At 51.5% G+C, this 23,113-nt stretch carries 24 protein-coding genes; 5 read left to right on the plus strand and 19 right to left on the minus strand.

Features of this window, described 5'->3' with window-relative positions:
• Positions 1-51: 51 nt before the first annotated feature.
• Together OGY01_RS14535 and OGY01_RS14540 are read right to left on the minus strand one after the other, a co-directional pair.
• Positions 52-201, minus strand: a complete 150-nt coding sequence (locus OGY01_RS14535; protein WP_136345234.1) for a protein YhaL — start codon at positions 199-201, stop codon at positions 52-54.
• A 25-nt stretch (positions 202-226) separates the two neighbouring features.
• The gene (locus tag OGY01_RS14540) at positions 227-928 is read right to left on the minus strand and encodes a pirin family protein (RefSeq protein ID WP_045447899.1); all 702 of its coding nucleotides are present in this window, start codon (positions 926-928) and stop codon (positions 227-229) included.
• Between the two features lie 104 nt (positions 929-1,032).
• On the opposite strand from OGY01_RS14540, the gene yhaJ reads away from it, so the two are divergent.
• Positions 1,033-1,929, plus strand: a complete 897-nt coding sequence (yhaJ, locus tag OGY01_RS14545) for a DNA-binding transcriptional regulator YhaJ (protein ID WP_045447896.1) — start codon at positions 1,033-1,035, stop codon at positions 1,927-1,929.
• An 83-nt stretch (positions 1,930-2,012) separates the two neighbouring features.
• Here yhaJ and OGY01_RS14550 read toward each other — a convergent pair whose 3' ends face one another.
• The 11 genes from OGY01_RS14550 to OGY01_RS14600 all read right to left on the minus strand — a co-directional run bounded on the left by OGY01_RS14550 (position 2,013) and on the right by OGY01_RS14600 (position 9,443).
• The gene (locus tag OGY01_RS14550) at positions 2,013-2,378 is read right to left on the minus strand and encodes a DUF805 domain-containing protein (protein WP_045449799.1); all 366 of its coding nucleotides are present in this window, start codon (positions 2,376-2,378) and stop codon (positions 2,013-2,015) included.
• Between the two features lie 126 nt (positions 2,379-2,504).
• Complete coding sequence (gene yqjG, locus OGY01_RS14555) at positions 2,505-3,491, minus strand: glutathionyl-hydroquinone reductase YqjG (RefSeq protein ID WP_284097010.1); 987 nt, start codon at positions 3,489-3,491, stop codon at positions 2,505-2,507.
• A 178-nt stretch (positions 3,492-3,669) separates the two neighbouring features.
• Positions 3,670-4,062 carry a DoxX family protein gene (locus OGY01_RS14560; protein WP_048220506.1) on the minus strand — a complete coding sequence of 131 codons (393 nt, stop codon included), beginning with the start codon at positions 4,060-4,062 and terminating at the stop codon, positions 3,670-3,672.
• A 216-nt stretch (positions 4,063-4,278) separates the two neighbouring features.
• Positions 4,279-4,578 carry a YqjK-like family protein gene (locus OGY01_RS14565; protein WP_045447887.1) on the minus strand — a complete coding sequence of 100 codons (300 nt, stop codon included), beginning with the start codon at positions 4,576-4,578 and terminating at the stop codon, positions 4,279-4,281.
• Entirely contained in the window at positions 4,578-4,973 is a 396-nt protein-coding gene (locus OGY01_RS14570) for a phage holin family protein (protein ID WP_045447884.1), read from the minus strand. The genes OGY01_RS14565 and OGY01_RS14570 overlap by 1 nt, the downstream gene beginning before the upstream one ends.
• A gap of 2 nt (positions 4,974-4,975) precedes the next feature.
• Positions 4,976-5,281: an ElaB/YgaM/YqjD family protein gene (locus OGY01_RS14575; protein ID WP_045447881.1), complete on the minus strand. Its 306-nt coding sequence runs from the start codon at positions 5,279-5,281 to the stop codon at positions 4,976-4,978.
• Between the two features lie 33 nt (positions 5,282-5,314).
• The gene (locus OGY01_RS14580; protein WP_045447878.1) at positions 5,315-5,683 is read right to left on the minus strand and encodes a DUF1090 domain-containing protein; all 369 of its coding nucleotides are present in this window, start codon (positions 5,681-5,683) and stop codon (positions 5,315-5,317) included.
• Positions 5,684-5,830: 147 nt separating this feature from the next.
• The gene (mzrA, locus tag OGY01_RS14585) at positions 5,831-6,214 is read right to left on the minus strand and encodes an EnvZ/OmpR regulon moderator MzrA (protein WP_045447874.1); all 384 of its coding nucleotides are present in this window, start codon (positions 6,212-6,214) and stop codon (positions 5,831-5,833) included.
• Positions 6,215-6,217: 3 nt separating this feature from the next.
• Positions 6,218-6,880, minus strand: coding sequence for a DedA family general envelope maintenance protein YqjA (gene yqjA, locus OGY01_RS14590; RefSeq protein WP_045447871.1), 663 nt, complete (start codon positions 6,878-6,880; stop codon positions 6,218-6,220).
• A 350-nt stretch (positions 6,881-7,230) separates the two neighbouring features.
• Positions 7,231-8,007: a transcriptional regulator ExuR gene (gene exuR / locus OGY01_RS14595; protein WP_045447868.1), complete on the minus strand. Its 777-nt coding sequence runs from the start codon at positions 8,005-8,007 to the stop codon at positions 7,231-7,233.
• Between the two features lie 134 nt (positions 8,008-8,141).
• A complete protein-coding gene (locus OGY01_RS14600) occupies positions 8,142-9,443 on the minus strand; it encodes an MFS transporter (RefSeq protein WP_045449797.1) in 1,302 nt (433 codons plus the stop codon).
• Between the two features lie 473 nt (positions 9,444-9,916).
• Between OGY01_RS14600 and uxaC the strand changes: the two genes are divergently transcribed.
• The 3 genes from uxaC to OGY01_RS14615 all read left to right on the plus strand — a co-directional run bounded on the left by uxaC (position 9,917) and on the right by OGY01_RS14615 (position 13,592).
• A complete protein-coding gene (uxaC, locus tag OGY01_RS14605) occupies positions 9,917-11,329 on the plus strand; it encodes a glucuronate isomerase (protein WP_048220509.1) in 1,413 nt (470 codons plus the stop codon).
• A 14-nt stretch (positions 11,330-11,343) separates the two neighbouring features.
• Complete coding sequence (locus OGY01_RS14610; protein ID WP_286493271.1) at positions 11,344-12,831, plus strand: UxaA family hydrolase; 1,488 nt, start codon at positions 11,344-11,346, stop codon at positions 12,829-12,831.
• A 206-nt stretch (positions 12,832-13,037) separates the two neighbouring features.
• On the plus strand, positions 13,038-13,592 hold the full coding sequence (locus OGY01_RS14615) for a YgjV family protein (protein WP_048220511.1): 555 nt from the start codon (positions 13,038-13,040) through the stop codon (positions 13,590-13,592).
• A gap of 16 nt (positions 13,593-13,608) precedes the next feature.
• On the opposite strand, the gene sstT is transcribed toward OGY01_RS14615, so the two are convergent.
• The 4 genes from sstT to OGY01_RS14635 form a co-directional block, all read right to left on the minus strand.
• A complete protein-coding gene (sstT, locus tag OGY01_RS14620; RefSeq protein ID WP_200010041.1) occupies positions 13,609-14,853 on the minus strand; it encodes a serine/threonine transporter SstT in 1,245 nt (414 codons plus the stop codon).
• Between the two features lie 243 nt (positions 14,854-15,096).
• Complete coding sequence (locus OGY01_RS14625; RefSeq protein ID WP_045447852.1) at positions 15,097-16,065, minus strand: TerC family protein; 969 nt, start codon at positions 16,063-16,065, stop codon at positions 15,097-15,099.
• 270 nt (positions 16,066-16,335) lie between these two features.
• The gene (locus OGY01_RS14630; protein WP_286493272.1) at positions 16,336-17,334 is read right to left on the minus strand and encodes a Gfo/Idh/MocA family protein; all 999 of its coding nucleotides are present in this window, start codon (positions 17,332-17,334) and stop codon (positions 16,336-16,338) included.
• A gap of 72 nt (positions 17,335-17,406) precedes the next feature.
• Positions 17,407-17,907, minus strand: a complete 501-nt coding sequence (locus OGY01_RS14635; RefSeq protein WP_045447843.1) for a M48 metallopeptidase family protein — start codon at positions 17,905-17,907, stop codon at positions 17,407-17,409.
• A gap of 82 nt (positions 17,908-17,989) precedes the next feature.
• Between OGY01_RS14635 and rlmG the strand changes: the two genes are divergently transcribed.
• Positions 17,990-19,126 (plus strand): 23S rRNA (guanine(1835)-N(2))-methyltransferase RlmG, encoded by a 1,137-nt coding sequence (gene rlmG, locus OGY01_RS14640; RefSeq protein ID WP_286493273.1) that lies wholly within the window; start codon positions 17,990-17,992, stop codon positions 19,124-19,126.
• Positions 19,127-19,175: 49 nt separating this feature from the next.
• On the opposite strand, the gene OGY01_RS14645 is transcribed toward rlmG, so the two are convergent.
• Both OGY01_RS14645 and ygjG read right to left on the minus strand, forming a co-directional pair.
• Positions 19,176-21,194, minus strand: coding sequence for an oxidoreductase (locus OGY01_RS14645; protein ID WP_048220515.1), 2,019 nt, complete (start codon positions 21,192-21,194; stop codon positions 19,176-19,178).
• A 225-nt stretch (positions 21,195-21,419) separates the two neighbouring features.
• The gene (ygjG, locus tag OGY01_RS14650; RefSeq protein ID WP_167493934.1) at positions 21,420-22,799 is read right to left on the minus strand and encodes a putrescine aminotransferase; all 1,380 of its coding nucleotides are present in this window, start codon (positions 22,797-22,799) and stop codon (positions 21,420-21,422) included.
• Between the last annotated feature and the right edge of the window lie 314 nt (positions 22,800-23,113).

The raw sequence follows: 23,113 nt of genomic DNA on the forward strand, positions 1-23,113 counted from the left end.
TGCGTTAGCGTCGGTATCCGGCAAGGTGATCCTGTATCAGATGCCGCCTTATCAGGCGGCATCTTCCTCTTCCAGCCGGATCTCGGCATCGGCAACAATCGCTTCCAGTTCAGTCAGCATTTCTTCGTAGCCGAAAGTGACCGTTTCCTGTGGTTTGGGCTCTACTTTCGTTTGCCGTTTTTTTGACGATTTTTTGCTCATAGCCGCACTCCCTTGTTTTCCCTGACTATACGGGCAAATCTATCAGCAAAGCGCGTAATGGCGTATCGGCAACCAACGTTATGTTAGCTTCGTCACGAATAAATGCGCCATCGCCACAGGTCAGTGCTTCTTTCTCCGCTCCAGACGTTAACGCATGGAAAGTACCGTGGATTGACTGCAAATAGGCCCGTGGTCCATGTAACTGAAAACTTAGCGATTCACCTTTTTGCAGTTCAACATGGTGTACCCATACCTGCTGGCGAAGATGCAGGCTGCCTTGCTCACCGTCCGGGGATGCAATTAACTGATGTTTACCTGCGCTCAGCGTAGTTTTCTGTACACAAGCATTTTCCCGCTGTGGGCAGGCATCCAGCCACAGCTGCATTCTGGTTAATGGCTTATCTTTGCTGAGATTGTGCTCGCTGTAGCTTATTCCTGGCTGCGTGGCGAGTAGTAAGACTTCACCGGCTTTAGCCTGAATATGGTTGCCTTCGCTGTCGCGATATTCAGCTTCCCCTTCGAGGATCAGGTTTACGATATCAACCTTCGGATAGGTACGTGGCTGGAAAGAGGCTCCCGGTGCCAGAACTTCCTGGTTCAGAACACGCAGTGAGGCATAACCCAGCAGTTTAGGATCAAAATAGTGTCCAAAGGAGAAGGTATAACGGGCCTGCAGCCAGCCGTAGTCTGCTTGTCCGCACTGTTTGGCTGTTCGGGTAGTAATCATAGTTCTTGACCTCTCTTTACTTCCTTTTATGTTAAATGGCTAGACGCTGCATTGTTAGCCAGATATTCTGCCCGGTATGTTCAAATTTCCTGAATGAGAACGAAATGGCCAAAGAAAGGGCTTTAACGCTTGAAGCGCTACGCGTTATGGATGCAATTGACAGACGTGGCAGCTTTGCCGCTGCGGCAGACGAACTGGGGCGTGTACCTTCCGCACTCAGCTACACGATGCAAAAACTGGAAGAAGAGCTGGACGTCGTATTGTTTGACCGTTCAGGTCATCGTACAAAATTCACCAATGTGGGGCGGATGTTGCTTGAGCGTGGGCGCGTGCTGCTGGAAGCGGCAGATAAGCTCACCACCGATGCTGAAGCGCTGGCTCGCGGCTGGGAAACGCATCTGACGATTGTCACCGAAGCGCTGGTGCCAACGGCCGCATTTTTCCCACTCATCGACCGGCTCGCTGTGAAGGCGAATACTCAGCTTTCCGTTATTACCGAAGTATTGGCAGGGGCATGGGAGCGTCTGGAACAAGGGCGAGCAGATATTGTGATTGCCCCGGATATGCATTTTCGCTCATCGTCAGAAATTAATTCCCGCAAACTGTACTCGCTGATGAACGTCTATGTAGCTGCACCGGATCATCCTATCCATCAGGAGCCAGAGCCGTTGTCAGAGGTCACTCGTGTGAAATACCGTGGTATTGCGGTCGCAGATACCGCCCGAGAGCGCCCGGTGTTAACCGTTCAGCTTCTGGATAAACAACCCCGCCTGACGGTGAGTTCGATAGAAGATAAGCGCCAGGCGTTGTTGGCCGGGCTGGGGGTGGCGACCATGCCGTATCCGCTGGTGGAAGAGGATATCGCGGCAGGCAGACTGCGGGTTGTTAGCCCGGAATCCACGAATGAAATTGATATCATCATGGCGTGGCGACGGGACAGTATGGGTGAGGCGAAATCCTGGTGTTTACGGGAAATTCCGAAGCTGTTTGCCGGAAAGTAGCGCAAGCACCGTTACAGGCCTGCAAATATAGCCATTTGTAGGCCTGATAAGCGTTACGCTATCAGGCATCCACATATACCGCGTCAGGACTGGTTTTTTGGGTCCGACCCGAAGCGGTTACTACCCGGCGTACCGTTTTGACAGTTGAAAATGACGATTATCAACCAGCCAATGATAGGGATCAGCAGCACTAACAGCCACCATGCTGAGCGATCGGTATCATGCAGACGGCGGAACTGCACAGCCCACCACGGTATAAATACCAGAACCCCATAAATTGTCGTTAATATGCCTTCTCCCCCGGCGCGTTGCCAACCAAACATTCTGTCCAGAATGCCCAGTACGAACGTAAAGATGATGTTGACCAGAACAAACATCCAGTACTCTTTGCGGCGTGCACGGCCGCTAAAGCCAAAGTAGTTCTTTAATACGTTTAAATACCAATCCATTTTTGCCTCGTTCTGCATTCAATTACTTGTTTTTAAAGCAATCAAAATAAGAATAGCTGTGATTGGTTCGTGGGTAAATATTTACGATGTTAATTAATAAGGCACCCTGAAGGGTGCCTGTGTAAATTATGCGAAACGGCTATCACGTCCGTGCGGCTCGTTGAGGTCCTGCCATGGCCCAATGGAAATAATACCGGTCGGGTTGATGGTTTTGTGGCTACGGAAATAGTGATTACGGATATGGTCAAAGTTAACGGTGTCCGCAATGCCCGGCACCTGGTAGATATCGCGCAGGAAACCGTAAAGATTCAGATAGTCACTAATACGGTGTTTGTCGCACTTAAAGTGGGTGACATAGACCGGATCAAAGCGCACCAGCGTGGTCCACAGGCGAATATCAGCTTCTGTTAACTGGTCACCGATCAGGTAGCGATGCTGACCGAGAATTTGCTCCAGCCGTGCCAGGGATTCAAACACTTTTTCCACTGCGTCGTCATACGCCTGCTGGCTGGTGGCAAAACCGGCTTTATAGACACCGTTATTAACGTTGTCATAGATCCAGCTATTCAGCTCGTCAATTTTACTTTGCAGGGCTGGTGGGTAGTAATCACCGGCTTTTGCGCCCAGCGCATCAAAGGCGGTGTTAAACATACGGATAATTTCTGCCGATTCATTACTGACAATGGTGTGATTTTTTTTATCCCACAGTACCGGAACGGTAACCCTGCCGCTGTAATGCGGATCGGCGTGTAAATACAACTGATAGAGAAACTCGTGCTGGTAAAGCGTATCGCCTGTCGCTGCCGGGAAATCGTCATCAAACGTCCAGCCGTTTTCCAGCATCAGCGGATTTACAACAGAAACGGAAATAAACGGCTCCAGCCCTTTGAGCTTGCGCAGAATTAGCGTGCGGTGCGCCCACGGGCAGGCAAGAGAAACGTACAGGTGATATCTGTCTTTTTCGGCGGCAAACCCACCTTCGCCAGTTGGACCCGGCGAGCCATCAGCGGTGAGCCAGTTACGGAAAGCCGATGCAGAACGTTGAAATTTTCCTCCGGTAGATTTGGTGTCATACCAGGTGTCATGCCAGACGCCATCAATCAGTTGTCCCATTATCTCTCTCCCGGATAGCAAAACGAGGAGCTAATCCCCTCGTCTTTTTTCTTTGAGTATATACCCTAAATAATTCGAGTTGCAGGAAGGCGGCAAGGGAAGAAATCCCCAGGAACATTAATAACTATGTGACTGGGGTTTCTGAGTGTAGCCAACACACCGGCAATTTATAGCTTGCTTACCACTTTTTATTCAGTACGCGGTCGATGCTGAATGCGCCCGGACCGGTGATAGCCAGCAGCAGGAAACCGCCTGCAATGGTCAGGTTTTTCATGAACATCAGCGAGTTCATGCCTTCCGCAAAGTTGCTATGGAAGATGAACGCGGTCAGCAATGTGAAGCCTGCAGTGAACAGCGCGGTAGTACGAGTCAGGAAGCCAAACAGAATGGCCAGACCGCCGCCGAACTCAAGCAGGATTACCAGTGGCAACATAAAACCAGGGACGCCCATGGCTTCCATGTACTGTTGGGTACCCGCATATCCGGTGATTTTTCCCCAGCCTGCAGAAATAAACAGGATTGGCATCAGAATGCGCGCTACCAGTACACCAACATCTTCTAATTTTTTCATCGTACTCTCCAGGAAACCACTCAGGCGGTATATTTTGTTTTTTGTGCATCAACGCTGTATAGCGCGTCATTGCTGTCGATGGAGAGAATAATAAACGTGGATAATGACAATTGTTAGCAAGGAAAACTGTCAGTAATTTTCAAAAAATTTGAGTGATGAGAGGCGAGAAATGTGCAGCCTGAAAGCGATGCGCCATCAGGCATGGGAGTGAGGAGATTAACCGCGCAGCTGCTGCTGTCTGATTGTTGCCTTCACCAGCCGCCATGCGCTCCAGACGCTAAAACCACGTTTGGCCCAGCGTACGAGCAGGTTAGGATTACGGATCGTGCGAATCGCCATGATGCTGCTGCCGACCAACACCCAGGAGCGCAGGTTCAGTAGTGTATTCCAGCCGCGATCGTACGCACCAGTTGCCTCGAGCCAGTCGCGTCGGGTGGCTGTCAGATCCAGCCGTTGCTGCTGGATCTGACTAAGCAGCAGTGCCTTACGTTTTTGACGCTCGACTTTACTGCTCATTATGCATCATCCTCCAGGGCCCGCCTGTCGTTAGCGAGTTCATTGCGGGTATGGCGTAACAGTGTTGACTTGCGGGCCTTACGTAATGTCCATAAGCCGCCAATGAGGGCCAAAAGCAACAGCACCACGGTGGTGGCAATCATCGCGTTGAGGCGGTACTGAGGGTCAATGGCCCAGATGATAAGTACCATCAGGCTCATCAGACCAAAAGCAGCGAACAGCATGGTCAGCCCCAGCATCAGCAGAAGCTGAAAGAGGTTGGCTTTTTCCTCTTCCAGTTCAACGACGGCCAGCCGCAGGCGGGTTTCGACTATTTCAACGAGGATCGTGATGATCCGTTGTCCGATACCCAGTACGCTCTTGCCTGGACCTTGTGCGTGATGAGAATCCGCCATTGTTAACGGCGCGACAGCAGTACGCCAAGTACCACACCGACCGCAGCGCCGATGCCGACGCCTGTCCATGGGTTTTCGCGCACATAGTTATCGGCACGGGCAGCGGCTTCACGGGTTTGCTTGGCAATCACGTCGCTGGTTTCTCCCAGACGATTACGGCTCTCTTTCAGTGCTCGTTCAGCCTTGCTGCGAATTTTACTCAACTCTTCTTTCGACTTATCGCCAGAGGAGCTCAGTACCTCTTCAAGCGTATCCGCAAGGGATTTCAGCTCAGCGCGCAGGTGTTCCGTAGCATTATCTTTTGACATAGTTCTCTCCAGGTGAGTGGGTAGTTACCGTACTTAGTAATCGCGAGATTCAAGTTCTTTCAGCTCTTTCTGAGCTTCCGCGAGCTTATGTTCGCGCTTTGCGATTTTATCCGCATCGCCTTTTTGCTTCGCCTCGGCTAAATCACGCTGACGCTCAGCTATCTCATCTTTCTGTTCTGAGATTTTTTTCTGATGGTCGGCGCGCAGTTTACTGTCAGTACAGTTTGCCCGGACTTCGCTAAGTGCCTTGTTCAGGCCATTGATGCGGTTCTGATTATTGTGCTTTTCGGCATAGCTAATCTCCCGCTGAATATCTTGCTCTTTTTCCTGACAAAGGGTGTTGGCGTAGCTGCCGGCACTGAGTGTGAAAAGGGTAATAGCCAAAGCGATGCGGTATTTCATTCTTGAACCTTCCATTGTGATTCGACCCTGTTACTTGGGGGTCGTTGCTCCAGGTAATAAAGCATGGGCCATAAACCCAGTTTATTAATCATAGGCACTAAACGGCGAAATCACCAAAGTGAGTGATATAATTCAGATTCCTGGAAGTTAACCAAAACGATGCGGATTATCACGTAAGCGCGACAACCACTGCACTGCCTGATTGCCATCATCCTGCTGAGCGATGACGAAGCCATGCGGTAATGTTCTGTCCAGCACAACCTTAGCTGCTGCACTTTGCGCGCTGGAATCAAAGGTGATCAGCAGCGCGTCTTTCTGTGGAGTGATACTTTTAAAACGAATTCCGTTAGCATCAAGATGATGCCAGATGGAGAAACCGTCAGGGATGCTGGCGCCCTGGTTAACGGCGCGAATGGCGAGTGTCGATTCCTGATGACGAATGGCTGACCAGGTCAGGATCAGCCCGCCTACAAACAAGATAAAGGTGGTTGTCCAGGCCAGCCGTCGAAGCGTTATGCGTGGTTTCAGCATAATTTACCCTCGGTTCCCGTATTTCTTCTTCCATAGCACAACCAGTGAACCTGCCAGACCAAACACCAGTAAAACAACCGGAAGCAGCATCAGGCATGACATGAGCTGATCTTCGTACTTGAGGAAAACCGGTGTTTTGCCCAGCAGATAACCCAACGATGTCAGGATGAGCACCCACAACAGCCCGCTCATCCAGTTGAAGAACTGAAAACGTGCATTATTCAGGCCTGACAATCCTGCAATGGTAGGCAGTAACGTTCTGACAAAGGCAATAAAACGGCCCACCAACAGCGCAGACAGGCCATGTTTGTGGAAAAGGTGATGCGCACGTTGATGGTAATGGGCGGGAAGATGAGAAAGCCAGTTCTGTACGATACGGGTGTTACCCAACCACCGTCCCTGTATATAGCTAACCCAACAGCCGAGGCTGGCCGCGGTAGTAAGTAGCAGTACAGTTTGCGGAAAGCCCATTGCACCTTTGGCAATAAGCACGCCGACCAGTACCAGTAAACTGTCACCAGGTAAAAAGGCCGCAGGAAGCAGCCCGTTTTCCAGAAACAAAATTGTAAACAGGACAAAATACAGCATACCAATCATAGAGGGATTGGCCAGAGTTTCAAAATCCTGAGCCCACAAGGCATTCAGTAATTGAGTCAGTAGTTCCATTCAGTATTCCTGGAGAATCGGTTGTCGTCACGCCGGTTGTCTGGAGTTTGTAATGCCGCAATTTTATTAATGTTTTTACATGGGGCGCGGTCTGACACAAATTCACGGCCTGAACTGTTCCCTGTTAAGTTGTGAAGTAAGCAAGCACTAACACACAAAAATTCAAAACGCTTTTAATTGTAACAAAGGTCAACGTAGTCCGTTATAGAAATTACGGTCGTTGAACTCTGATTTTGCTTATCGCAAAGGAGGGTGGCGAGAGGATTTACACAGGCTGACACTTTATACCTAATGCTTACCGAGCGTTATTCACAGGCACCGCCCTGATGCGCCTGTGAATATAAGAGCGTTTATTTTGCTGCGTTCGCGGCGGTATCCAGATGAACGACCGGATTTTCCGTGAAAAGATAACGGTCAGCGTTGAATTCAAAATCATCGCTGGTTTCGTTGAACAGCATCTGCTTCGTGTTCTCAAGGTGTTGCCACATCGCCAGTTTGGCCGCATGAGGATCTTTACGGATTAATGCCCGCAGGATCTGGTCATGGTCATCACACCAGTTATCTACCGTGCGGAGATCGATGTGATCGTGCAATTTCTTCCAGTAGGGGTTGTGTACGCGCTGAGTCCACATCTTTTCAACAATGGCGGCCAGAGCGGTGTTCTGCGTTGCCAGCGCGACCTGCACATGGAACTGGAGATCCCACTCAGAGTCACGGAAGCTTTTTTCGTTACGCGACTTCTCCTGGATTTCCACCAGTTTCATGATGTCCTGCTTGGTCACCTGGGTCGCGGCAAACTCAGCAATGTTGCTCTCAATGAGCTGGCGAGCCTGGAGAAGCTCAAAGGGACCATAGCTGGCAAACTCCAGGCTTTCATCCGGCGCGACATAGTGTTTTGGCTGGTTAGAGATGACGTGGATCCCCGACCCTTTACGCACTTCAACGTAGCCTTCAACCTCGAGCATGATGATGGCTTCACGGACCACGGTGCGGCTGACATTTTTTTCATCGGCGATAAAGCGTTCGGCGGGAAGTTTATCGCCCACCAGATAGACGCCCTGCTCAATGCGTTCTTTAAGATCAGCAGCAAGTTGTTGATACAAACGTCGTGGTTCGGTGATTTCCATATGCGCTCCAGGCATGATACGGCAGACTATATTTGTTATACCACTTTTGCGACTATGGCTCTACTCGCGACGATAAAAAAGCCGCCAGTTAGCTGGCGGCTTTGCAATTTATAACCTTGCTAAAAAGCGTCAGGTTAACTTTGCGTCGCGGGGTTGTTAGTTTGTGGCCCCGAGTCTATCTCGCTGGCCGGTTTGTTTTGCAACACCGTCCAGATAACCAGCGCACCGAGCAGGTCAAATACTGCCAGCACGGCAAACAGTGGGCTAAAGCCAATGGTGTCAGCCAGGGCGCCAACGACCAGCGCAAACAGGGTACTCGCAAGCCAGGCAGACATACCGGTCAGACCATTTGCGGTTGCCACTTCATTACGGCCAAACACGTCAGAAGAGAGGGTAATCAGCGCACCGGACAGTGCCTGGTGAGCAAAACCGCCGACGCACAGCAGGGCGATAGCAACGTACGGGCTGGTGAACAGACCAATCATCCCTGGGCCAATCATGAGGAATGCCCCCATGGTGACGACCATTTTACGTGAAACGATCAGGTTCACACCGAACCAGCGCTGGAACAGCGGCGGCAAATATCCCCCGACGATACAACCCAGATCGGCAAACAGCATTGGCATCCAGGCGAACATCGCAATCTCTTTCAGGTTAAAGCCGTAGACTTTAAACATGAACAGTGGGATCCAGGCGTTAAAGGTACCCCAGGCTGGTTCTGCCAGAAAACGCGGCAGCGCAATACCCCAGAACTGACGGTTACGTAGGATCTGGCCGAGCGACATTTTCTTCGCGGTGCTGTTTTTATGCTGTGATTCCTGACCGTTGAGGATGTAATCGCGCTCTTCATCAGACAGTTTTTTCTGATCGCGAGGATGTTTATAGAAGACAAGCCAGGACATGGCCCAGATGAAGCTCAGAACACCAGAGATAATGAACGCCATCTGCCAGCTGTGCATGACAATCGCCCAGACTACCAGCGGCGGAGCGATCATCGCACCAATAGAAGATCCGACGTTAAAGTAACCAACTGCAATAGAACGCTCTTTAGCAGGGAACCATTCAGAGCTGGCTTTCAGACCCGCAGGGATCATCGCGGCTTCAGCGGCGCCGACAGCGCCTCGCGCGAGTGCCAGACCACCCCAGCTTCCGGCCAGTGCAGTTGCACCACAGAAGACGGCCCACAGAACGGCGAACATCGCGTAGCCCACTTTTGTCCCGAGTACATCCAGAACATAGCCAGCGACGGGTTGCATAACGGTGTAAGCAGCAGAATACGCTGCGATGATATAGGAGTACTGTTGAGTGGAGATGTGTAACTCTTCCATCAGAGTTGGCGCAGCTGCCGCCACAGTGTTACGCGTCAGATAACCCAGCACGGTGCCAAGCGTCACCAGTGCTATCATGTACCAACGTAACCCTTTAATTTTACGCATGTAAAACCTCATCGTTTTGTTATTTCCGCAAGAAGCGCGGTCATCTTCCTGTGTAGGGCGGAGGATGTTCTTTTACGAAGGGCGTAACCGATAAAAACCGGTACTCCCCGAACTTTGCCATGTAAATAATCTTGCTAATTCGGTTTCCGTACCGGTCAATCCGATGGTGGACCATCGGTAATTTGCATTCCGTCGGCTTATGTATTGCGACGGCAAAAAGATAACTTGTCATACAGCTTTAAAAGGTGAGTGCCATCACAAAAGTGTGAATCTTCGTGTGGTCATTATTTCGATTCAGCAAAGCCAGTGCTGGAGCGGTCTGGCGCACGATTTACCTCTTTGAGAGTAATTTTTTTGTCATCATTAGTTGATCTAACTCACGAAAATATCTTCAGTATATGGAAATTGGTGTGATAACTTTGACAACATCAAAACATAAGCAATCTGACGCACTCGCTGAGAGGAAGACGATAATGACCCCGTTTATGACTGAAGATTTTCTGCTGGATACCGAATTTGCCCGCCGTCTCTATCATGATTACGCTAAAGACCAGCCAATCTTCGATTACCACTGCCATTTGCCGCCGCAACAAATCGCGGAAAACTACCGTTTCAACAACCTGTATGACATCTGGCTGAAGGGCGACCACTATAAATGGCGTGCTATGCGTACCAACGGCGTCGCTGAACGCCTGTGTACCGGCGATGCGTCCGATCGTGAAAAGTTTGATGCCTGGGCCGCAACGGTGCCGCACACTATTGGTAACCCGCTCTACCACTGGACGCATCTTGAACTGCGTCGTCCATTTGGTATTACAGGTAAGCTGCTCTCACCTGCTACGGCGGATGAAATCTGGAATCAATGCAATGAATTGCTGGCGCAGGATAAATTTTCCGCGCGCGGTATCATGCAGCAGATGAACGTGAAAATGGTGGGTACCACCGACGATCCGATTGACTCACTGGAGCATCACGCCTCAGTCGCAAAAGACAGCACCTTTGCTATCAAAGTGCTGCCGAGCTGGCGTCCAGATAAAGCCTTCAATATTGAACAGGCGACCTTTAACGACTATATGGCGAAGCTGGGTGAAGTGTCTGACACTGACATTCGCCGCTTTACCGATCTGCAGACCGCGTTGACTAAACGTCTGGATCACTTTGCTGCTCACGGCTGTAAAGTGTCCGACCACGCCCTCGACGTGGTGCTGTTTGCGGAATCTAACGAATCCGAACTGGATAGCATTCTGGCCCGTCGCCTGGCGGGTGAAACCCTGAGCGAGCATGAAGTAGCTCAGTTTAAAACGGCTGTACTGGTGTTCCTTGGCGCTGAGTATGCACGCCGCGGTTGGGTACAGCAGTACCACATTGGCGCGCTGCGTAATAACAACTTGCGTCAGTTCAAACTGCTGGGGCCGGATGTAGGCTTTGACTCCATCAATGATCGTCCTGTTGCAGAAGAACTCTCCAAACTGCTGAGCAAGCAGAACGAAGAAAACCTGCTGCCCAAAACGATCTTGTACTGCCTGAACCCGCGCGATAACGAAGTGCTCGGCACTATGATTGGTAACTTCCAGGGTGAAGGTATGCCGGGCAAAATGCAGTTCGGTTCCGGATGGTGGTTTAACGATCAGAAAGACGGGATGGAGCGTCAGATGACGCAACTGGCCCAGCTCGGCCTGCTGAGCCGCTTTGTCGGCATGCTGACTGACAGCCGTAGCTTCCTGTCATACACACGCCATGAGTATTTCCGCCGCATCCTGTGCCAGATGATTGGTCGTTGGGTTGCCGCTGGTGAAGCTCCGGCAGATATCCAGTTGCTGGGTGAAATGGTCAGAAATATCTGCTTCAACAATGCGCGCGACTACTTCGCCATTGAACTGAACTAAGGTCCGGGGTTGATATGCAATACATCAAGATCCATACGTTGGATAACGTTGCGGTCGCGCTGGCAGACCTGGCGCAAGGTACGCAGGTAAGTGTCGATAACCATACCGTAACGCTACGACAGGATGTTGTACGTGGACATAAATTTGCACTGAGCGATATTGCGCAGGGTGAGAACGTCATTAAATACGGCTTGCCGATCGGCCATGCTCTGGCGGATATCGCAGCGGGTGAGCATATTCATGCTCACAATACGCGCACCAATCTGAGCGATCTGGATGAATACAGCTATCAACCCGACTTTCAGGAGCCAGAAGCACAACCGGCGGATCGCGATGTGCAGATCTACCGCCGGGCCAATGGCGATGTCGGGGTGCGTAACGAACTGTGGATCCTGCCGACTGTTGGCTGTGTCAACGCCATGGCGCGTCAGATGCAAACTCGTTTCCTGAAAGAGACTAACGATGCTGAAGGCATTGACGGGGTTCATCTCTTTAGTCATACCTACGGCTGTTCGCAACTGGGCGATGATCATATTAACACCCGTACTATGCTGCAAAATATGGTGCGTCATCCGAACGCGGGCGCGGTGCTGGTGGTTGGCCTTGGTTGTGAAAACAACCAGGTTGATGCCTTCCGTGAAACGCTGGGCGAGTTCGATCCAGAGCGTGTCCATTTCATGGTCTGCCAACATCAGGAAGATGAAGTGGAAGCCGGGATCGAACATCTTCATCAGTTGTACAACGTGATGCGTAATGATAAGCGCGAGCCGGGTAAACTGGGAGAGCTGAAGTTTGGTCTGGAGTGCGGCGGGTCGGACGGCTTGTCTGGCATTACCGCTAACCCGATGCTGGGGCGTTTTTCCGACTACGTCATTGCTAACGGCGGTACGACTGTACTGACCGAAGTGCCGGAAATGTTCGGTGCTGAGCAACTGCTGATGGATCATTGCCGCGACGAGGCGACCTTCGAGAAGCTGGTGATGATGGTCAATGACTTCAAACAGTACTTCATTGCCCACAACCAGCCGATCTATGAGAACCCATCGCCGGGTAACAAGGCGGGTGGGATTACCACGCTGGAAGATAAATCGCTGGGCTGCACCCAGAAAGCGGGTTCCAGTAAAGTCGTGGATGTACTGCGTTACGGCGAACGTCTTAAAACACACGGCCTGAATCTGTTAAGTGCTCCGGGCAATGATGCCGTTGCGACCAGCGCACTGGCGGGCGCAGGCTGTCATATGGTGTTGTTCAGCACTGGTCGCGGTACGCCTTACGGTGGTTTTGTGCCAACGGTAAAAATCGCCACTAACAGTGAGCTGGCTGCGAAGAAAAAGCACTGGATTGATTTTGACGCCGGACAACTTATCCACGGTAAGGCCATGCCTCAGTTGCTGAACGAGTTTGTCGACACGATCGTTGAGTTTGCTAACGGCAAACAGACCTGTAACGAGCGTAATGACTTCCGTGAGCTGGCTATCTTTAAGAGTGGCGTAACGCTGTAATTATCCTTCATCTTTCGCACCACGATGGTGTTGGCTGTGTTCACTCACCCCGGTCACTTACTTCAGTAAGCTCCGGGGGATACCTGAACTTGCCACCTTGAGGTAGTACGAAATCTTTTGGGTAATTAATCTCGACTGGATTAAAAAAACGGCGTTTCATAATATGGAGCGCCGTTTGTTTTTGTGTTTCCTGACAAGGATCTTCCATGACCGCGTATTGGCTGGCCCAGGGCGTAGGTGTCATCGCCTTTCTGATCGGCATTACCACTTTCTTCAACCGCGATGAGCGCCGATTCAGGCTGCAGCTTGCTGTCTATAGTGCCACTATCGGCGTGCATTTCTTCCTGATGGGAGCGTATCCGGCGGGGATGAGCGCAGAGCTTAACACCATTCGAACGCTTGTCTCGATGCGCACCCGTAAACTGTGGGTGATGACCCTTTTCATTATCCTTACGCTGGTTCTGGGGCTGGCGAAATTACAGCACGCAATGGAGCTTCTCCCTATTGTCGGCACGCTGGCCAGCACCTGGGCGCTGTTTCGCTGTAAAGGTTTAACCGTCCGCTGTGTCATGTGGTGCGCAACAGCCTGCTGGGTTATTCACAATTTCTGGCTGGGATCAATTGGCGGCACGATGATTGAAGGAAGTTTTCTGGTGATGAACGGCCTGAACATTATTCGTTTCAGACGCATGCAAAAACGCGGAATCGATCCCTTCAAAATTGAAAAAAGCGTACAGCAAGAAAACCCCTCCGCACGATGACGGAGGGGAGGAGAGGTTAGCCACGCAGGGCGTTGTTTGCCAGACGCTCGTCTTCAGCCTGGCAAGCTGCGGCGGTAAACAATACATCTGTTGATGAGTTCAGTGCGGTTTCACAGGAGTCCTGCAATACACCGATGATAAAGCCGACGGCAACCACCTGCATGGCGATATCATTTGGGATACCAAACATATTGCACGCCAGTGGGATCAGCAGCAGAGAACCACCCGCCACGCCTGATGCGCCACAGGCACAGAGTGAAGCCACCACGCTAAGTAACAATGCTGTCGGTAAATCAACAGGGATCCCCAGCGTATTGACCGCCGCCAGCGTCAGGACGGTGATGGTAATTGCTGCCCCCGCCATATTGATGGTTGCCCCGAGTGGGATAGAAACAGAGTAGGTATCCCGGTCCAGATTCAGCTTCTCGCACAGCGCCATATTCACCGGAATATTGGCGGCTGAACTGCGGGTGAAGAATGCATAAACACCGCTTTCACGCAGACAAGCCAGTACCAGCGGGTATGGGTTACGGCGAATTTTCCAGAACACCAGCAGCGGGTTAATTACCAGCGCCACCAACAACATACACCCGACCAGCACGGCCAGCAGTTGTGCGTAGCCCCAAAGCGTTGCAAAACCGGTGGTTGCCAGAGTGGAAGAAACCAGACCAAAAATACCGATCGGCGCGAAACGAATCACCAGTTTCACCATAAAAGTAACGGCATTGGACATATCGTTGACGAGATTTTTGGTCGTGTCATTACCGTGGCGCAGTGCAAAACCCAGCCCGACAGCCCATACCAGAATACCGATATAGTTCGCGTTGAGCAGAGCATCAATCGGGTTAGAAACCATGCTCATCAACAGACCACGCATGACTTCGACAATACCTGATGGCGGCACAATATCGTTCGCACTACTGGAAAGATGCAGTGTGGACGGGAAAGCGAAGCTGAACACGACGGCGGCTAATGCCGCAGAAAATGTACCGAGCAGGTAGAGAAACAGAATGGGACGGATATTGGTTTTTTGTCCATGCTGGTGGTTAGCGATAGAGGCCATTACCAGCATCAGAACCAGGATTGGGGCGACGGCTTTTAATGCGCCGACGAACAGAGTTCCTAATAAGCCAGCGGCTTCTGCCGATGGTTTTGAGATCAGCGCCAGCAAAATCCCCAGTATTAAACCCACCAAAATTTGTTTAACCAGGCTCCCTTGCGCCAAACGCGAGATCAGCCCCGATGAACGTTGCGTAGTCATTTCATAATCCTTTCATTGTGTTGTTGCCCGGTCTTTGTGCGTTCAGTCGACGCATCTTTCAGAATGAGGCAAATGTTTGCATAGCTGAGTATAAGGAAAGAAAGAGGTTGCGGAAGAGAATTATCCTTGATTTCGCGGCGAGATCATATTTTATAACTTTGAATTAACATTTTGATGACATGTTAAACAAAAAGCCCGATGCGTATAGTGCGCGTCGGGCCTTGTCAGAAAGCTGGATGAACGTTACTGCATTTGCTGTTTTTTATCGTGCTGGTGGTTGACCCACGCATTTACAATCAGCGTCACAAACAGAATACCGAACACCACGCCTAACGAGATAGCGATAGGGATATGGTAGAAATCAACGATCAGCATCTTGATACCGATAAATACCAGAATGACAGACAGACCGTATTTCAGCATGGAGAAACGCTCCGCCACGCCAGCCAGCAGGAAGTACATTGCGCGCAGACCCAGGATCGCAAACAGGTTAGAGGTCAGCACGATGAACGGGTCCGTGGTGACGGCAAAGATGGCTGGAATACTGTCGACGGCAAAAATCACATCGCTCAGCTCAACCAGAATCAGTACCAGCATCAGCGGCGTTACGAACAGCAGGCCGTTTTTACGTACGAAGAAATGCTCGTTCTCGATGGTATCGGTCATGCGTAAATGACCGCGCAGCCAGCGAACTAACGGTCTGTCGCCAATGCCGGAAGCATCCTCTTTTGCCAGCGCCATTTTCACACCGGTAAACAGCAGGAACGCACCGAACACATACAGTAGCCATTCGAATTGGGCGATAAGCCAGCTGCCGGCGAAGATCATAATCGTACGCAGGACAATCGCGCCCAGTACACCATAGACCAGTACCCGACGTTGTAGCGCCGGCGGTACAGAGAAGTAACTGAACAGCATCAGCCAGACAAAGACGTTATCAACCGCCAGCGATTTCTCGATCAAATAGCCGGTAAGGAACGCCAGAGCCTGTGGATCGGCGACGGCACGGCCCTGGGTTTCAGCCAGATACCACCAGAATGCGGCGTTAAACAGTAACGACAGTGTTACCCAGACGATTGACCAGACCGCCGCCTGCTTCATTGACATCGTATGCGCGCCACGACGGCCCTGCAGCAGCAGGTCGATGGCCAGCATAATCACCACCACAACAGCGAAGCCACCCCATAACAACGGTGTGCCGACAGTATTCATTATATTTCCCCATGCATAAAAAAACGGCCAACGCCGAATGACGTTAGCCGCTGCTTTTTATGCATAGACCTTGCCATTCGGCAAGGTCTCACTTACAACAACAAAGGAATACGGTAGCGTATTCCTTTGTTATCGCCCGGTGACCGGATGTGGTTTTTCACACATCGTAATGACGATCAACCGACAACGAAGTTACTCCCCTTTGCGGGTAACAAAGTATTACAGGCCACGTATTCAGTCAATGGCCTGTAACATCTGTTTTACATAATTTTACGCAGTCAGCGATGTATCCGCATGGTCTGCAGGGAAGATGACGCCAGTCTGACGACGAATTTCCGTTTGCAGTTTAGCGGTAATACGGCTGACGGCCAGTGCCGGGTGATCCACTTCGCCAGTTTCTACCAGATGAGCAAAAACCTCTGCCTCATAAAGCATAGTATTGATGTGTTGAGGCACAGTAAGATCCTGCGTTTTACCGCCACGTGGAACAAAGCACACCTTCTGGCACTCAGAGATTTTCTCAATAACCAGAGATCCCGATTCGCCCTGAATTTCACTGTCCAGCGCAGAGTCGCTCACTTTGGAATGCTGCAAGGTGACGCTAAAATCACCGTAGTTCAGTACCACAACGCCGTGGGCATCGACGCCGCTATCCAGCAGACTGGCGCTGGCCTGCACACTTTGTGGCTCACCCCAAAGCGCAATCGCTGAGGCCAGACAGTAAAAACCGATATCCATAATCGAGCCATTAGAGAACGCCGGATTAAACGTGTTCGGATTTTCACCGTCCAGGTAACGCTGGTAGCGCGACGAGTACTGGCAGTAATTGATAAACGCCTTCCTGATTTTTCCCACCTTTGGCAGGGATTGCTGCAACTGCAGGAAATTGGGCAGGCTGGCGGTCTTGAACGCTTCAAACAGCACGACCTGATTTTCGCGCGCGCAGGCGATTGCGGCATCGACTTCAGTCAGATTTGATGCCAGCGGTTTTTCGCAAATCACATGCTTTTTGTGCGTCAGAAACAGCTCTGTCTGCGGAAAGTGTAGAGAATTTGGGCTGGCAATATATACAGCGTCGATCGCGTCGCTTTGCGCCATCGCTTCCAGTGAGGTAAACAGATGCTCGACGAGATAATCGTTGGCGAAGGTTTGTGCCTGTTCAAGGCTACGGGAATAAACAGCGGTTAACTTATATTTGCCGGTTTCATGGGCGGCATCCACAAACTGGCGGGTGATCCAGTTTGTGCCAATCACTGCGAAACGTATCATAAAGGCCTTCAGGCTGAGAAAAGGGATCCTTTCGCCAATTTAGCATGCCTTGCGGTCAATGCCAGTGCGCTACTACGCAGTTTGCTTGAGTGATTGTTGCGTTAACCACAAACGGGTATCGAACTCCAGTTGATGATACTGAGGTTCCATATGGCAGCACAGTTGGTAAAACGCTTTGTCGTGCTCTTTTTCTTTCAGGTGTGCCAGTTCATGGACGACGATCATGCGCAGAAATGGCTCCGGGGCGGTGCGAAACACGGTTGCGACGCGGATCTCTGCTTTGGCTTTTAGCTTGCCGCCCTGTACGCGCGACACTGCAGTATGCAACCCAAGCGCATTCTTTAGCACGTGGATCTTACTGTCATACATCACTTTATTGAGCGGTGGGGCATTACGCAGAAACTGACTTTTCAGATCCTGAGTATATTGCCAGAGCGCTTTGTCGGTCGCGAAATCATGTGTGCCCGGATAGCGTTTTTCCAGCACTGCGCCCAGCCGCTGCTCGCTAATTAACGTGCGAACCTGGGCCAGCAGGTGTTCCGGGTAGCCCTGGAGATAAGTTAGTTGGTTCATTCATGTCCACGCAAATCATAAAAGTGTATACTCACGCACCCTTTTCAGGGATACGCCGAAATTTTACCATTCAGGAGGGCCGATGAGCCACATAGACAACGGTTTCCGTTCGCTGTCACTTAAACGTTTCCCGGAAACGGATGACGTTAACCCGCTGCTGGCGTGGGAAGCTGCAGATGAATATCTGCTGCAACAGCTGGATGATACCGAGATTAGCGGCCCGGTGATTATCCTGAATGATACTTTCGGCGCGCTGGGCTGTGCGCTGGCGGAACATACACCTTACAGCATTGGCGACTCCTATTTAAGCGAGCTGGCGACGCGTGAAAACCTGCGTCACAACGATATCGCGGAATCCAGCGTCAAGTTTCTTGATAGTACCGCTGAATACCCGCAAGCACCGGGTGTGGTGCTGATTAAGCTGCCAAAAACCATGGCTCTGCTGGAACAGCAACTTCGTGCACTGCGTGAGGTTGTTACGCCGCAAACGCGGATCATCGCTGGTGCGAAAGCGCGTGATATCCACACCTCGACGCTGGAGCTGTTTGAAAAGGTGCTAGGCCCAACCACCACGACGCTGGCATGGAAAAAAGCCCGTCTGATCAACTGTACCTTTAGCAATCCTGAGCTGGCTGAAGCCTCACAAACGTTAAGCTGGAAGCTGGAAGGCACCGACTGGACTATCCACAACCACGGTAACGTGTTTTCACGCACCGGACTGGATATTGGCGCGCGTTTCTTTATTGAGCATCTGCCGGAAAATCTGGAAGGCGAAATTGTCGATCTCGGCTGTGGTAACGGCGTGATTGGCCTGACATTGCTGGAGAAAAACCCGCAAGCGAGCGTAGTGTTTGTTGATGAATCGCCAATGGCAGTGGCATCAAGCCGTTTGAACGTTGAAACCAACATGCCTGAAGCGCTGGATCGCTGTGAGTTTATGATCAACAACGCGCTCTCTGGCGTGGAACCTTTCCGTTTTAACGCCGTACTGTGTAACCCGCCGTTCCACCAGAAACATGCGCTGACCGATAACATCGCCTGGGAGATGTTTCACCATGCCCGCCGCTGCCTGAAGATCAACGGTGAGCTGTATATCGTGGCCAACCGCCACCTGGATTACTTCCACAAGCTGAAGAAGATTTTTGGCAACTGCGTCACCATCGCCACTAACAACAAATTTGTGGTGTTGAAAGCGGTTAAAACGGGCCGCCGCCGCTAAATTCGAGTGCCGGATGGCGGCGTAAATGCCGTATCCGGCCGACAAAAGCTTAAATCTCCAGCGCTAACCTGGTGCCTTGCGCAATAGCGCGTCGGGCATCCAGTTCCATCGCCACATCGCACCCGCCAATCAGATGCACCGTTTTACCTGCCGCATTCAGCGGATCGACCAGTTCTCGTTTGGGTTCCTGACCGGCGCAGATCACCACATGATCCACGTCGAAGATCAGCGGTTCACCGTTGATCAGTACGTGCAGTCCGTCATCGTCGATCTTTTGATAGCTCACTGATGGGATCATTTTTACGCCGCGTGAAAGCAGGGTGGCGCGATGGATCCAGCCCGTTGTTTTACCTAAGCCTTGTCCTGGTTTACTGGCCTTGCGTTGCAACATGACTATCTGACGTGGGCTGCGGGATAAATGCGGCCCTTCCAGGCGTAAACCGCCTGCCTGTTGCAGACTGGTGTCGATCCCCCATTCCACACAGAATTCAGCAATATTTTGACTGGTAGGGGAGCCCGGTTGGCTCAGATACATGGCGGTATCAAAACCGATCCCACCGCAGCCAATAATCGCGACGCGTTTGCCCACCGGCGCTTTATCGCGCAGGACGTCAAGATAGGTCAACACTTTTGGGTGATCAATACCGTCGATCGGCGGCATGCGTGGCTCGATCCCACTGGCGAGGATCACTTCATCAAATGCGTGCAGATCGTGTGCGGTGACAAAATGATTCAGTTTCAGCGTCACGCCGGTCACGTCGATCATTCGGCGGTAGTAGCGCAGCGTTTCATAAAACTCTTCTTTACCGGGGATCTGTTTGGCGATATTAAACTGTCCGCCGATCTCACCATGCGCATCGAACAGCGTCACGTGATGCCCACGTGCAGCAGCGTTAATGGCAAAGGCGAGCCCCGCAGGGCCAGCACCGACAACCGCCAGGTTTTTCAGTTGAGTGGCCGGAAGGATCGGCATTTTGGTTTCATGGCAAGCGCGTGGGTTCACCAGGCAGGAAGTGACTTTGCCAACGAAGATCTGATCCAGGCAGGCCTGGTTGCAGCCGATACAGGTATTGATCTCATCCGCTCGTCCGGTTTGTGCTTTTGAAAGAAGTTCGGCATCGGCAAGGAACGGACGCGCCATCGACACCATATCGGCATCGCCGCGAGCCAGAATGTCGTCGGCCACGGTTGGATCGTTGATACGGTTCGTGGTGACCAATGGGATCGTCACATGGCCTTTCAGCTTACGTGTCACCCAGCTAAAAGCACCGCGTGGAACCGGCGTGGCGATGGTAGGTATACGTGCTTCATGCCAGCCAATACCAGTATTAATTATGGTGGCACCTGCCTCTTCTATTGCCTGCGCCAGCTGGACCGTTTCGTCAAAGGTTCCACCATTTTCCACCAGGTCGAGCATCGACAGCCGAAAGATAATAATAAAGTCATTACCGGCACGTTGGCGTACCGCCCGAACAACCTCCACAGCAAAACGCATGCGATTGGTATAATCGCCTCCCCATTCGTCATTACGCTGGTTGGTGCGCAATGTCAGGAATTCGTTGATTAGATACCCTTCCGAACCCATCACTTCTACGCCGTCATAACCTGCTTCCCGCGCCAGTTGCGCGCAGTGAGCAAAATCCTCAATCAGTTGTAGAACTTCATCATGGGTCAGTTCATGCGGTGTAAAGCGGTTGATCGGGGCCTGAATGGCTGAAGGCGCGACCAGATGTGGCTGATAGCTGTAGCGCCCGGTATGCAGGATTTGTAGCGCAATTTTGCCACCTTCGTCGTGAACGGCATCAGTAATGATGCGATGGTGCGGCAACTGGCTGGTATCGTTCAGCGTCGCGCCACCCTCCATACCGACGCCAGATAATGCAGGAGCAATACCCCCGGTCACAATCAGGGCTACACCGTGGCGGGCGCGTTCGGCGTAGAACGCGGCCAGCCGTTCTGCACCATCGGGATACTCTTCCAGCCCGGTATGCATCGAACCCATCAGCACACGGTTTTTAAGCGTGGTGAATCCCAGATCGAGCGGGGCGAACAGCGACGGATAGCTCATAAAGGTGTCCAGTATGTAAAATTATTGTTATGTGGTCGGATGAGTTACTAATTTAGCTGGCGCTGCGTAAAAGGGAAAAGGGGAATGGCGTGATTGTGATGGGATTCAAAAAAGATGCGTATGCCTGCGAAGAAATTGCCGGATGGCAGTACTAACGCATCTACTCCGACCTACGGTATGGTGCTGCTGTAGGCTGGAGAAGGCGTAGCCGCCATCCGGCATCTGTCACACTTGCTCCACGCTCACCCGTAATGCAGCCAGGGCTTTGCGCGTTGATCGTATTACCAGTTCGCATTGCTCGATTGTTAATGTTAACGGCGGTTCGATACGGATCGTCTTTGCGTTATTCAGTGTTCCGGCCACCAGTACCCGCTGGCGGAACATCTCACTGGCAAAGTTGTAACCTATCTCATTATCGACAAATTCAATCGCCATTAGCATGCCTTTCCCACGTACGTCATGCACAAGGTCCGGGTATTCCCGCGCCAGCTGTCGGAAGCCATCCAGCAACATATCGCCTTTCTGTTCTGCCTGGGCTGGTAAATTTTGCTCCAGCAGAACATTGATAGTTGCCAGCGCCGCCGCACAGGAAAGCGGGTTGCCGCCAAAGGTGGTGGTGTGCAGGAAGGGGTTATCAAACAAAACGGAGAACACCTCTTCAGTCGCGATTGTCGCCCCAATGGGCATTACACCGCCGCCCAGCGCTTTTGCCAGACACATGATGTCGGGCTGCACGTTTTCGTGTTCGCAGGCGAACATCTTACCGGTACGCCCCATGCCTGTTTGTACTTCGTCGAGGATCATCAGCGCGCCAAACTCATCGCAGAGTTTACGTACGGCGGTCAAATACCCCTGCGGCGGTAGGATCACTCCGCCTTCACCCTGAATCGGCTCCAGAATAACGGCAGCCACATCGTCACCTGTTTTTTTACACTCGCTGAGTACGGTGCGCATCGCGTCAGTATCGCCAAAAGGAACATGACGGAAGCCCGGCAGCAGCGGCATAAATGGTTTACGGAAGGTGGATTTAGCCGTGGCGGACAGCGAGCCCAGCGATTTTCCGTGGAAAGCGCCACTGGTGGCAACAAACGTAAATTTGCCGCGCGGTGACTGGTACGCTTTCGCCAGCTTCAGTGCCGCTTCGACTGACTCGGTCCCACTGTTGCTGAAGAAACTGTATTTCAGCTTTCCGGGTGCCAGCGCGGCAAGCGTTTTTGCCAGCATGGCTCGTAATGGATCAAGCAATTCCTGGCTGTGCAGAGGTTGTTTCGCGAGTTGATTCTGTACGGCGGAGACCACTACTGGATTACGGTGCCCCACGTTGAAAATTCCAAAACCCCCCAGGCAATCGACAAACTCCTGTCCCTGGGTGTCGACAAGCGTATTCAGGCTTCCCGCTTGCCACTCTACGGCTCCGTAATCCCCGCCGGCAGTTACAGATTTTCGATACTCTAAAAACCCCGGATTAACATGCTCTTTGAAGTAATCAATCACCTCTCGGTTAAGTGCTTTCATCTCCTCATGATCAAGCGTTCGCTTCTCAATGAGATTCAGTGCGTGTGCGCTGCAGGCCAGAGCCGATGCGCTGGAAGGTAACCTGTTCAAAATATGCTCCCGGAGCTCGCGTATCACATGATACTGAATTAAGTATTGCAGGGATTGCGCCATCCCGGCGCGCTTAACGAAAATCGGGATAAACGCCAGGAAATAACTCGCTTGTGCAACATTTAATCTCAAGCATTAACATTTGCTGGTATTTTGCCCAGGTTTACAGCCAGAAAACAGACGGGAAAAGTGGCCTACTGCGCTAAAAGTGGGCAAAAATTGCACTATTGCAGTGCGTGGAGTGAAGTGTTGTTGAATAGTTTCGTTATGAAAGTATTTTAAATCAATGAATTAGAAAACATACAGATTTTGAG

It is taken from the genome of Citrobacter sp. Cm038, from assembly GCF_030333105.1.
Classification (GTDB): Bacteria; Pseudomonadota; Gammaproteobacteria; order Enterobacterales; family Enterobacteriaceae; genus Citrobacter; species Citrobacter murliniae.